We start from the raw sequence: 12,265 nt of genomic DNA, 5'->3' as shown, positions 1-12,265 counted from the left end.
TATCGCTCACCGCCGCTTCAGGCGGCGAGCGATTCATCTGTGCCCAGAACATATAACAAGGCGGGGCCTTAAACCCTGCATCACCAAAGCCAGAACTCAAAAAACTGGCGTTTATAAAAGTAGTAAAGGGAGCTGTACATCGTGAAAACAACCAGCACTGCATTACTGGCTCTATCCCTCTCGTCGTTCGGCGCGATGGTTCAGGCAGAGCCCGTGAGTCAAGCCTTCGTGCCCACCGGGCTGAGCACCAAGAACGCACAGGCAGAAGCCAATGGCTTTCTTGAAGACCAACACCTGACCGGTACGACACGTAACTGGTACGCCAATGAACTGCGCCGTCGCGACAGCACGTTCGGCTACACCAAAGACGGCGTGGACAAAGAGACGCCACGCCGCATCAACTGGCAGCAGGGCACTATCGTCAATTACACCTCGGGTTTTACCCAGGGCACGGTTGGCTTCTCCACTGAACTTGCGCTGTACAACGCCGTCGCGCTGGAGCGTGACATCGACGATTTCGTCCCGAGATCCAACCGCACCCTGGCGGACAGCGACGGTGATGCCGTAGGCCAGTGGAGCAAAATGGGTCTGGGCAATGTCAAGGCCCGTGTCTCCAACACCGTGCTGACCATGGGTCGCCAGTCGGTCAACACGCCGGTCATCGCCTTTATCGGCAACCGCGCACTGCCTTCCAGCTTCCAGGGTGTCGCCCTGCAGAGCGACGAGTTGAACAACCTGTCATTCCAGGCCGGCAGCTTCGACCGTGTCTCGCCGCGTATGGAACAGAGCCTGGACAAGTTCCGCTCCGAGTACGGTGATCGCACCAAGACCGCTGATCGCGTGGACATGTTCGGTGCCGATTACAAACCGTTCGAAAGCCTGACCACCAGCCTCTACGCCTCGAACGTGGAAGACTTCTGGCACCAGTACTACTTCGGCTTCACCCATGAAATGGGCGACAGCAAGACCCTGGCATTCAGCACCAACCTGAACTACTACAAGACCAAGGATTCCGGCCAGGCCAAGCAGGGTCCGATCGACAACGATACCTACAGTCTTTCCTTCACGGGTACCCACAACGCACATAGCCTGAGCGTTGCGTACCAGGAAGTGTCCGGTAACGAGTACTTCGACTACGTTCACGATACCAATGCGATCTTCCTCGCCAACTCCCTGCTCTCGGACTTCAACGGACCGAACGAGAAGTCGCTGCAGATCGCCTATGTGCTGAACATGGCCAGCTACGGCGTACCCGGTCTGAAATTCAACATCTACCAGGCCCGCGGCTGGGACATCGACGGTACCAACTACAAAGGTACCGTTTACGGCGATTCTCAGGACATCAGAGGCGTTGAAACTAAAACCGGCGTGCGCGCAATGGACGGCGAAACCCACTACGAATACGGCATCGGTACTTCGTACTCCGTACAATCCGGTCCGCTCAAGGCCACCGCGATTCGTGCGACCTACACCACTCACCGCGCCAGCGAGAACCAGGCTGATGGCAACATCAACGAGTTCCGTCTGGTGACCACCATTCCGTTCAACATTCTGTAAGTGATCGGGAAACGGCGACCGGCGTGACGCCGGTCGCCGTTTCGCATTGCATCAAGGAGGCTTCTATTGAAACTGCTATCGCTCCGCGCTTCGATCGCCATTGCGCTGCTCAGCGCTGCTGCATCCGTCTCGGCCAAGCCGCTGGTGGTCTGCACAGAGGCCAGCCCTGAAGGTTTCGATATCGCGCAGTACACGACCGCCGTCACGGCAGACGCCTCGGCAGAAACCATTCTCGAACGTCTGGTCGCCTTCACCCCCGGCACGACTGACACGGTTCCAGGTCTCGCCGAGAGCTGGGACATCAGCGCCGATGGCCTGACCTACACCTTCAAGCTGCGCAAAGGTGTGAAATTCCAGACCACCGACTACTTCAAACCCACCCGCGAAATGAACGCCGACGACGTGGTCTGGAGCTTCCAGCGCCAGCTGGACCCGAAGCACCCGTGGCACGCACTCTCGCTGGTCGGTTACCCTTATTTCGAGAGCATGGACTTCCAGAACCTGCTCAAGAGCGTCGAGAAAGTCGATGACTCCACGGTGAAATTCACCCTGACGCGCCCCGAGTCGCCGTTCCTGCGTGACCTGGCCATGCCGTTCACCTCGATCTACTCCGCCGAGTACGCCGACCAGTTGCTCAAGAGCAACAAGACCGGCGAATTCAACAGCAAACCCATCGGCACCGGTCCGTTCATCCTGACACGCTATGCCAAGGATGCTCAGGTCCGCTATAAAGCCAACCCGGATTACTGGAAAGGCAAGGTTCCGAGTGAGGCGCTGATTTTCGCGATCACTCTGGACAACAACACGCGCCTGCAAAAGCTCAAGGCCAATGAATGTCAGGTTGCGCTTTATCCAAAACCTGACGATATTGCCAACATCAAAGCAGACCCCAATCTCAAGATCGACGAGATGGAGTCCATGATGACCAGCTATGTGGCGATCAACACCTCGCACAAATACCTGAGCGACGCTCGCGTGCGACAGGCGATCAATCTGGCGTTCGACAAGAAGTCCTACATCAGGGCGCTGTTTGGCGAAGGCAAGGCCACCGAGGGCGTAGGTCCGTACCCACCGACCATGATGGGCTACGACACCGAGAGTCAGCCCACGCCTTATGACCCGGAAAAGGCCCGTGCGCTGCTCAAGGAAGCTGGCGTACCCGAGGGTCAGGTGTTTACCCTGTTCGCCCGTAACGGCGGCGCGGTGACCAACCCCAATCCGATGGTGGGCGCACAGATGCTCCAGTCGGACCTGGCCAAGGTAGGCATCAAGCTCGACATTCGCATCATGGAATGGGGCGAAATGCTCAAGCGCGCCAAGAAGGGCGAACATGACATGGTCTTCGCAGGATGGGCCGGCGACAACGGCGACCCGGACAACTTCCTGACACCCAACCTGAGCTGCGATGCAGCGAAGAATGGCGAGAACTATGCACGCTGGTGCAACAAGGAATTTGAAGCGGCAATCACCGAAGCCCGGAAAATTACCGAACCGAGCGAACGGGCTGCCCTCTATAAGCAGGCTCAAAAAGTGTTCAATCAGGAACAGCCCTGGATCAGCCTGGCTTATCCGAAGCTGTTCGTGGCAATGCGCAAAAATGTCGAAGGCTTTCATATCAGCCCGCTGACCAATAACAACTTCACCACGACCGGGGTGAAGTAGAAAAAACCACCGCCTGCGCCCCACAAGGGCAAGGGCGGTACGCCTGACCGGCTGATGAGGTACACCACAAGATGTTTAGTTTTATTGCCCGCCGGGTGGGGTTACTGATCCCTACCTTCTTCGGCATTACCCTGCTGACGTTCGCACTGATCCGTCTGATTCCGGGCGACCCTGTGGAAGTCATGATGGGCGAGCGCCGGGTCGACCCGGAAATGCACGCCCAGGCCATGGAACGCCTTGGCCTGAACAAGCCGCTGTATGCCCAGTACATCGATTACATCGGCAAGCTCGCCCAGGGCGACCTCGGTGAATCATTGCGTACGCGCACCAGCGTCTGGACCGAGTTCACTTCGCTGTTCCCGGCAACCCTCGAGTTGTCGCTGGCAGCCCTGATCTTCGCAGGTGTCCTCGGGCTTCTGGCCGGGGTGATCGCCGCACTCAAGCGAGGGTCCCTGTTCGACCATGGGGTCATGGGGATTTCCCTCGCTGGCTATTCGATGCCGATCTTCTGGTGGGGCCTGATCCTCATCATGTTCTTCTCGGTGTCGCTGGGCTGGACGCCCGTGTCCGGGCGGATCGACCTGCTGTATGACATTCCGCCAGTGACCGGCTTCATGCTGATCGACACGCTGCTCAGCGATGAGCAAGGCGCGTTTCTCGACGCCCTGCATCACCTGATTCTTCCGGCCATCGTGCTGGGGACCATTCCGCTGGCGGTAATCGCCCGGATGACCCGTTCATCGATGCTCGAAGTGCTGCGTGAAGACTACGTGCGTACCGCAAGGGCCAAGGGCCTGTCGCCTGCACGCGTGGTGTTCGTCCACGGCCTGCGCAACGCGCTGATTCCGGTCCTGACCGTTTTCGGCCTGCAGATCGGCACCTTGCTGGCCGGTGCGGTCCTGACCGAAACGATCTTCTCCTGGCCAGGTATCGGCAAGTGGCTGATCGAAGCGATCGGCGCCCGCGATTATCCGGTCGTGCAAAACGGCATCCTGCTGATCGCCTGCCTGGTGATCCTGGTCAACTTCGTGGTGGACATCCTCTACGGCTTTGCCAACCCACGCATCCGTCACCAGCGCTGAGATCATCGATATGAGCACACCTACTCCTTCGGTAGCAGTCGATCAAAGCCTGCTTTACCCGTCCCCGTACAAAGAGTTCTGGCAAGCGTTCTCCAAGAACAAAGGTGCCGTTGCCGGCCTGATCTTCATGATCATCATCGTGTTTTGCGCGCTGTTCGCCCCCTGGGTTGCGCCGCATGACCCGAGCGAGCAATACCGTGACTTCCTGCTGACCCCGCCGGTCTGGCTGGAAGGCGGCCAGTGGCAGTTCATCCTCGGCACCGACGAACTGGGCCGCGACCTGCTGTCGCGCCTGATTCAAGGCTCGCGCCTTTCGCTGCTGATCGGCCTGTCTTCGGTGGTCATGTCGCTGATTCCCGGCATCCTGCTGGGCCTGCTGGCGGGCTTCTTCCCGCGCATTCTGGGTCCGTCGGTGATGCGTCTGATGGACATCATGCTCGCCCTGCCCTCGCTGCTGCTGGCGGTTGCCATCGTCGCGATCCTCGGCCCTGGCCTGATCAATACCGTGATCGCCATCGCGATCGTCTCGCTGCCGTCCTATGTCCGTCTGACCCGCGCTGCGGTGATGGGCGAACTGAACCGCGACTACGTGACCGCTGCACGTCTGGCCGGTGCAACCCTGCCGCGCCTGATGTTCATCACCGTGCTGCCCAACTGCATGGCACCGCTGATCGTTCAGGCCACCCTGAGCTTCTCGTCGGCGATTCTCGATGCTGCGGCACTGGGCTTCCTGGGTCTTGGCGTACAACCGCCGACGCCTGAGTGGGGCACCATGCTTGCCTCGGCCCGCGATTACATCGAACGCGCCTGGTGGGTCGTGAGCCTGCCCGGTCTGACCATTTTGCTCAGCGTGCTGGCAATCAACCTGATGGGCGACGGCCTGCGCGATGCGCTGGACCCGAAACTCAAGAACGCCGCCTGAGGAGATTCGTATGTCACTGCTTGAAATCAAGAATCTCAACGTTCGCTTCGGCGACGCCAAGGCCGTACCCGTCGTGGATGGCCTGTCCCTGACTGTCGATAGAGGCGAAGTTCTGGCCATCGTAGGCGAGTCGGGTTCGGGTAAATCCGTGACCATGATGGCGCTGATGGGCCTGATCGATGCCCCCGGCATCATCACCGCCGACGCGCTCAACTTCGACGGCAAGGACCTGACCAAACTCAATTCCCGCCAGCGTCGCCGCATCATCGGCAAGGATCTGGCGATGGTATTCCAGGACCCGATGACTGCGCTGAACCCCAGCTACACCGTGGGTTTCCAGATCGAAGAAGTGCTGCGTCAGCACTTGGGCATGTCCGGCAAGGCTGCCCGTCAGCGCGCCCTGGAACTGCTGGAAAAAGTCGAGATCCCTGGCGCCGCTGCACGCCTGAATGCCTACCCGCATCAGTTGTCTGGCGGTATGAGTCAGCGCGTTGCTATCGCCATGGCGATTGCCGGCGAGCCGAAACTGCTGATCGCCGATGAACCGACCACTGCACTGGACGTCACCATCCAGGCGCAGATCATGGAGTTGCTGCTCAGCCTGCAGAAAGAGCAGGACATGGCGCTGGTTCTGATCACTCACGATCTGGCAGTTGTTGCCGAAACCGCTCAGCGGGTCTGCGTGATGTACGCGGGTCAAGCCGTGGAAGTGGGTCAGGTGCCCGGTCTGTTCGACGTACCGGCGCATCCTTACAGTGAAGCGCTGCTGGCAGCGATTCCCGAGCACAGCATGGGTGCCGAGCGTCTGGCGACGCTGCCGGGCATGGTGCCTGGCCGTTATGACCGTCCACAAGGCTGCCTGCTGTCGCCGCGCTGCCCTTACGTGCAGGACAACTGCCGCGTACAGCGTCCGGCGCTGGACCCCAAGGCTCACAGCCTTGCGCGCTGCTTCTATCCCTTGAATCAGGAGGTGGCGTGATGAGCGTCGTACTTACCGCCCGCGACCTTACCCGTCACTACGAAGTCTCGCGCGGCCTGTTCAAAGGCACGGCGCTGGTGCGCGCGCTCAACGGCGTGTCTTTCGAACTCGAAGCGGGCAAGACCCTGGCTGTGGTGGGCGAGTCCGGTTGTGGCAAGTCCACACTGGCCCGCGCACTGACCCTGATCGAAGAGCCGTCTTCCGGCTCGTTGAAAATTGCCGGTCAGGAAGTGGCTGGCGCCAGCAAGTCCGAGCGCAAGCAACTGCGCAAGGACGTGCAGATGGTGTTCCAGAGCCCGTACGCCTCGTTGAACCCCCGGCAGAAGATTGGTGATCAGCTCGGCGAGCCGCTGTTGATCAACACCAACCTGTCTGCCAGCGAACGTCGCGAGAAAGTGCAGGCGATGATGGCTCAGGTCGGTCTGCGTCCCGAGCATTATCAGCGCTATCCACACATGTTCTCTGGTGGTCAGCGTCAGAGGATCGCACTGGCACGGGCGATGATGCTGCAACCGAAAGTCTTGGTGGCGGATGAACCGACGTCGGCGCTGGACGTGTCGATTCAGGCGCAGGTGCTGAACCTGTTCATGGACCTGCAGCAGGAATTCAACACGGCCTACGTGTTCATTTCGCACAACCTGTCGGTGGTACGTCATGTCGCCGATACCGTGCTGGTGATGTACCTGGGTCGGCCTGCGGAAATGGGTCCCAAGGAAGAGATCTACAACCGTCCGCTGCACCCGTACACCCAGGCGCTGCTGTCAGCGACCCCGACCATTCATCCTGATCCACTGAAACCCAAGATCAAGATCGTTGGCGAACTGCCCAACCCGCTCAACCCGCCAAGCGGCTGCGCCTTCCATAAGCGCTGCCCTTACGCGACAGAGCGCTGCGCCACCGACGTGCCGGAACTGCGTCTGGTGGACAACCGCCAAGTGGCCTGTCACTACGCGGAGCAGTTTGTCGCAGCGTGATTCTGCCTTGTGGTAATCGTGTCCACGCGTCTGCGTGGGCACGATTACCACAACCAGCAGACCTCAATATACATCCCGCCGATACCGCCCCTGCTCCAGCAGCTCGCTAACGGCTCGTTCGCCGAGCACTTCGTTCAACACCCGATCCACACCTGATGCCATGCCCTGCAAGCTGCCGCAGATGTAGATCGCTGCGCCCTCATCCAGCCATGCTCGCAGGTCTTGAGCAGCCTCACGTAACAGGTCCTGCACGTAGACTTTTTCTGCCTGATCCCGCGAGAACGCAAGATCCAGGCGTGTCAGGTCACCCGACTCCAGCCAGCCTTGCAGCTCTGCGCCGCAATGAAAATCATGCTCGCGATTGCGCTCGCCGAACAGCAGCCAGTTGCGCGCCTGGCCTTGGGCGATGCGCGCTTTCAAGAGGCTGCGAAGCCCCGCGAGCCCGGTACCGTTACCCAGCAGGATCAGAGGAACCGGCTCGGCGGGCAGATGGAAGCTGCTGTTGCGACGCAGGCGCAGACTGATCGCGCTGCCTGAGGTGGCATGCTCGGTCAGCCAGCCGGAACACAGCCCCAGGCTGCCATCAGGATGAATCTCCTGACGCACAATGAGTTGCAGACAGCCATCCTCCGGAATCGAAGCAATGGAGTATTCGCGCGCGGAAACCGGCACCAGCGCATCGATCAGCGCCTGCGCATGAAAGCCCACCAGATGAGCCCGATGCTGCGGCAACTGACGGGTCGCCAGGGCCTGAACAACCGGCTCCTGCAAGCCGTCCACATTGATCCGGGTCGCAGGATCGATGCCCAGCCCGCCGAGAAAATTCCGTACGCTTTCCTCACTGTTGCGCGGCAATATTTCGACCAGATCACCCGCCTGCCAATGCATCGTGCCGGGAGCGACAAGGTCCAGCAGATAAACAGCCGAGCCGCTGCTGCCAGGGTTCAGGTGCTCTCGCCGGGTCAGCGTCCAGTTTTCGAACACCGGGGTCTGCCAAAGCACTGTCGGCGTGCTGCCGGTTAGTTGTCCAAGGTGGTGTTGCCACTGCTGCAAGGCAACAGGGTCGGCGCTGTCGACCTCGACCGGGGCAAACAGGGTGCTGCCGCCACGCTCGGCCAGCCAGTCATGCAGACGATGAGCGAAACCGCAGAAATTCGGATACTGCCGATCACCCAGCGCCAGCACGGCATAGTTGAGGGTCTCCAGCGACAGCGGACGGCCCAGCAACTTGCGTTCAAAAACGCGCGCATTGTCCGGCGCTTCGCCGTCACCGAAGGTACTGACCACGAACAGGGCGTTGCGGCTTTCAATGAGGTCCTGCTCGGTCATGTCGCCGAGCCGCTGCACCCGCGCCGGCAGACCCGCTGCCTGCAACTGCCCCGCCGTCTGCCAGGCCAGTTGCTCGGCAAACCCGCTCTGACTGGCGAACCCGATCAACCATGCGTCAGCGTCAGGCGCCGAACGGGTCGATACATCACCTCGTGCAGCCTTGATCTGACGCTTCTTGCGTCGGCGATCCAGATACAACAGCCAGCCGGTGATGAAAAACAACGGCATCATCAATGACGCAACGGTCATGACGATTCGACCGACAATCCCAAAGTAGCTGCCGACGTGCAGCGCATAGTTGCTGACCAGCAACTGCGCACCCAGGCTGCGTTCGGCATAACGCGAAACCGAACTGACCGCGCCACTTGCCGGATCAAGGGTGACGCTGTTAAGGGCACGCGGATGAGGTGAATCCTTGAGCAGGTAGAACACCGTGGCCGGCTGACCGCCCGCTGACGGCAGACGCAGGTTATAGGCCGCAAGGCCTGGGCCTGCAGTCTTTCGCAGGCTGTCCCAGATCGCGACGTAATCCACCACCAATGGCGCAGGCGGCGAATCTTTACTCATATTCCCGCCACGCCCACCACCGCCTTTGCGTTGCTCGGCCGGCGCATCGCCCAGCAGCCGGTTCAGGCCATTGCTGACCCAGTCATATGACCAGTTCAGACCGGTAATGGCGAACAACAGATAGAACAGCAGGCACCAGGTGCCGAAAACCGAGTGCAGGTCCCAGTTGAAGCTGCGTCCCTTCTTCGCCCAATCCAGCGTCAGCCAGACTCGCCAGTTCAGCGCCTTGCGCGGCCAGCGCAAGTAAAGGCCGGACACACAGAAGAACACCAGCACCAGCGTACACGCCGCCGTGACCTGCTTGCCCACTTCGCCCATGGCCAGAAAGCGGTGCAGTCGCAGGATGAAGTCGAAGAATTCCTCACCGACTCCGTCGCCTTTCAGCTCGCCGGTGTAAGGATCGAAATTGCGCTTTGGACCGCGGCGCTCGCCTGGCCTGGGCGTGAAAAAAACCTGCGCGACCCGGTTGCCGACGGTCTCGACCCGGAGGATGGCGACGGTCAATCCGGTCGCTGACTCCAGCCGGCGAACCAGTTCGACAGGCGGCAGGGTTTCGCCCTGTGGCTGGACCAGCAGCACGTTCGGATTGAGCGCATCGAGAATTTCGTCCTCGAACGAGTACAGCGCGCCGGTGATGCCCATCAAGGCCAGCACCAGCCCTGCCGTGATCCCGAAGAACCAGTGCAGCTGAAACAATACCTTTTTCAACACTCGCTACCCTCACCCGCCTGCCCGGACGCACACTTTGATACTCGAAGGCGTCGCCTGTCTTGTCTGTCTTCATACGGCGCTGCGGCCTTATACAGAAAAACCCCGCCTACCGAAATAAGCGGGGTCTGCCTTGCATCGCTTCCTAGAAGTGGAAGTTGGCGCTCATCAAGGCGGTGCGGCCAGCGGCGACGTGAGCGTAGTGGGTCTGGAACACTTGATCGAAGTAACGCTTGTCGGTCAGGTTCTGGACGTTGAGCTGCAGGTCGACGTTTTTGGTCAGCGCGTACGTGGCCATTGCATCGTAACGCCAGTAGGAAGGCACTTCGACCGAATTGGCTTCGTTGCCGAAACGGGAATCGACATAGGTCGCGCCACCGCCAACAGTCAGCTTGGGCATCAACTGATACGTGGACCACAGGTTGAAGCTGTTGCGCGGTGTGTTGGGCATGTGATTGCCCTTGTCCGCCGCCAGCGTGGTCTTGACCAGTTCACTCTCCATGTAGGTGTAGCCGCCATACACTTTCCAGCGACTGGTCAGATTGCCCGCGTAGGTGAATTCCACACCCTGAACGCGCTGCTCGCCGTCGAGTACCTGAAAGGTAGTGTTGTCCGGGTCGGTGATTCGCGCGTTGGTTTTGTCGGTGCGGAACAGGGCAGCGGTCAGCGACAAGTCGTCACCGAAGAAATCCCACTTGGTGCCCAGCTCGTAGTTGCGGTTCTTTTCCGGGTCGAGGTTGGCGTTGTTGGCCGCCAGTTCAAGGCCACCGTTGCCGCTGGTTTCACCGGACGGGTTGCTGGACGTGGACAGCGCAGCGTAAACGCTGCCGTTCGGCGCAGGCTTGTAGACGACGCCCAACTGGTAATTCCAGAGCTGGGTGGTCTTCTGGCGATCGAAGTTGGCCGCAGGCGTTGCGCCACGTGCCGTCGCAAAACCGCTGGATCGCGTGTCGTAATGGTCGTAGCGCAGGCCCATGTTCACCGACCACTGCTCATTGAGGGTCAGGGTGTCGAACACATAGGCGGCACTGGTCTTGGTGTCGGTATCGGTGTAGGCCAGGCTGTCGGAAATCCGCCCGTTCCAGGCATCCTTCGGCGAAGGATCCGCAAGGCTGGTGCAGTCGCCGGACCTGAACAGCGCTGCCGAGCAGGTGCTGGCAATCGCGCTGCCGTTGGCATTGGTGATTGTGTAAGGACGGTTATGCGTGTCCTGATAAGAGAACTCGACGCCAGTCACCAGACTGTGGCTGATGAAGCCGGTGTCGAACTTGCTGGTCAGGTCAGTCTGGTTGACGAAGCCGCTGGACGTCGAGTTACGGCTCTTGGCCGAACGCGACACGCTGCCATTGGCGACGTTGCCACGGCTGTCATCCGGATTGGTGACCACATAATCCAGCGTCGAGCGCGACATGCGGAAACTGTTGGAGAGGGTCACGCTGTCGTTCAGGTCGTGCTCGATGCGCACGGTGCCGCTGTCGTTGCTGCTCTTGCGATAGTCGCGACCCGTCAGGCCGTAGAAGTTGCTCTTGTCGACACTGGCCGGCGTGTCGACGATGTACTTGCTGCGGCCCGGCGTGGACGTCAGCGGGATGCCGTAGTCAGGCATGTCGTCGGTTTCAAGGTGGTAGTAATCCACCTTGATGCGGGTGTCGGTGCCCAGACCGAACGCAAACGAAGGCGCCACGCCCCAGCGGCTGGTCTCGACGTTGTCGCGCCCGGCGACATTGGCATCGTGCTTCATGAGGTTCAGGCGAAACGCCGAGGTGTCGGTCATCTGCTGGTTGACGTCCAGCGTGTAGCGCTGGGTCTGGTCGGAGCCAAAGGTGTAGCCGCCGTTGTAGGCGTTGCCCAGATGCGCGCCCTTGGTGATCAGGTTCAGGCTGCCACCGGTGGAGCCCGCACCTGTGAACGCAGAGCCAGGGCCTTTGCTGACCTCGACCGATTCAATGTTGAAGATCTCGCGGGACTGGGCTGCCACGTCACGCATGCCGTCGACGAACACGTCACTTTCAGCGTTGAAGCCACGAATGATCGGCCGGTCAGCGGCCGGATTGCCGCCCTCGCCTGCGCCAAAGGTAATGCCCGGCGTGGTGCGCAACGCTTCGGTCAGCGTGGTCGCGCCGGTGTCACGGATGACCTGCCGAGGGATGACGGTGACGCTTTTCGGCGTGTCGCGCAGCGGTGCCGTGTACTTCTTCGAGGCCGAATCTTCGGACTTGTAAGAGGCATCAGCCTGTTCACCGTTGATGTTCGTCGCCCCCAGCGACAAGGCCTTTTCGTCTGTGTTCTCAGCGGCGTGAACCATGTGAGCAGCAGACATCGCCGCGATGGCGACCCCGACCGCAGAAGCAATCGAGCGTTGCGAACCCGCATGAAGCGACAGTGTTTGACGTGACATTGTAAATCCTCCCCCAAGGCAGTCGAGGCGGCGGAATATAGTGCAAACACGTATCGGTAGCAATTGAGATATATTAACATTTACGAA

The 12,265-nt window shown here is 60.2% G+C and carries 8 protein-coding genes; 6 read left to right on the top strand and 2 right to left on the bottom strand.

Features of this window, described 5'->3' with window-relative positions:
• Positions 1 to 141: 141 nt before the first annotated feature.
• From AC0IXS_RS18295 to AC0IXS_RS18270, 6 genes are all read left to right on the top strand, one after another.
• Positions 142 to 1,557 carry an OprD family porin gene (locus AC0IXS_RS18295; RefSeq protein ID WP_057410456.1) on the top strand — a complete coding sequence of 472 codons (1,416 nt, stop codon included), beginning with the start codon at positions 142 to 144 and terminating at the stop codon, positions 1,555 to 1,557.
• Between the two features lie 66 nt (positions 1,558 to 1,623).
• Positions 1,624 to 3,219, top strand: a complete 1,596-nt coding sequence (locus tag AC0IXS_RS18290) for an ABC transporter substrate-binding protein (RefSeq protein WP_004887870.1) — start codon at positions 1,624 to 1,626, stop codon at positions 3,217 to 3,219.
• Positions 3,220 to 3,290: 71 nt separating this feature from the next.
• A complete protein-coding gene (locus tag AC0IXS_RS18285) occupies positions 3,291 to 4,301 on the top strand; it encodes an ABC transporter permease subunit (RefSeq protein ID WP_004887871.1) in 1,011 nt (336 codons plus the stop codon).
• Positions 4,302 to 4,311: 10 nt separating this feature from the next.
• Positions 4,312 to 5,223 carry an ABC transporter permease subunit gene (locus AC0IXS_RS18280; protein WP_024687674.1) on the top strand — a complete coding sequence of 304 codons (912 nt, stop codon included), beginning with the start codon at positions 4,312 to 4,314 and terminating at the stop codon, positions 5,221 to 5,223.
• 10 nt (positions 5,224 to 5,233) lie between these two features.
• The gene (locus AC0IXS_RS18275) at positions 5,234 to 6,202 is read left to right on the top strand and encodes an ABC transporter ATP-binding protein (RefSeq protein WP_069144968.1); all 969 of its coding nucleotides are present in this window, start codon (positions 5,234 to 5,236) and stop codon (positions 6,200 to 6,202) included.
• Positions 6,202 to 7,176, top strand: a complete 975-nt coding sequence (locus tag AC0IXS_RS18270; RefSeq protein ID WP_004887877.1) for a peptide ABC transporter ATP-binding protein — start codon at positions 6,202 to 6,204, stop codon at positions 7,174 to 7,176. Before AC0IXS_RS18275 ends, AC0IXS_RS18270 begins: the two co-directional genes overlap by 1 nt.
• 63 nt (positions 7,177 to 7,239) lie before the next feature.
• Here AC0IXS_RS18270 and AC0IXS_RS18265 read toward each other — a convergent pair whose 3' ends face one another.
• Both AC0IXS_RS18265 and AC0IXS_RS18260 read right to left on the bottom strand, forming a co-directional pair.
• Complete coding sequence (locus AC0IXS_RS18265) at positions 7,240 to 9,780, bottom strand: sulfite reductase flavoprotein subunit alpha (protein WP_191957593.1); 2,541 nt, start codon at positions 9,778 to 9,780, stop codon at positions 7,240 to 7,242.
• A 145-nt stretch (positions 9,781 to 9,925) separates the two neighbouring features.
• Positions 9,926 to 12,178 carry a TonB-dependent receptor gene (locus tag AC0IXS_RS18260; RefSeq protein WP_191954535.1) on the bottom strand — a complete coding sequence of 751 codons (2,253 nt, stop codon included), beginning with the start codon at positions 12,176 to 12,178 and terminating at the stop codon, positions 9,926 to 9,928.
• Between the last annotated feature and the right edge of the window lie 87 nt (positions 12,179 to 12,265).

The organism is Pseudomonas sp. AC016 (assembly GCF_979253365.1).
This window is presented reverse-complemented; position numbering and strand designations above follow the sequence as displayed.

Coding starts and splice junctions, on each gene's coding strand:
- AC0IXS_RS18260 (WP_191954535.1), bottom strand. CDS start 12,178: ATGTCACGTCAAACACTGTCGCTTCATGCGGGTTCGCAACGCTCGATT.
- AC0IXS_RS18270 (WP_004887877.1), top strand. CDS start 6,202: ATGAGCGTCGTACTTACCGCCCGCGACCTTACCCGTCACTACGAAGTC.
- AC0IXS_RS18275 (WP_069144968.1), top strand. CDS start 5,234: ATGTCACTGCTTGAAATCAAGAATCTCAACGTTCGCTTCGGCGACGCC.
- AC0IXS_RS18280 (WP_024687674.1), top strand. CDS start 4,312: ATGAGCACACCTACTCCTTCGGTAGCAGTCGATCAAAGCCTGCTTTAC.
- AC0IXS_RS18285 (WP_004887871.1), top strand. CDS start 3,291: ATGTTTAGTTTTATTGCCCGCCGGGTGGGGTTACTGATCCCTACCTTC.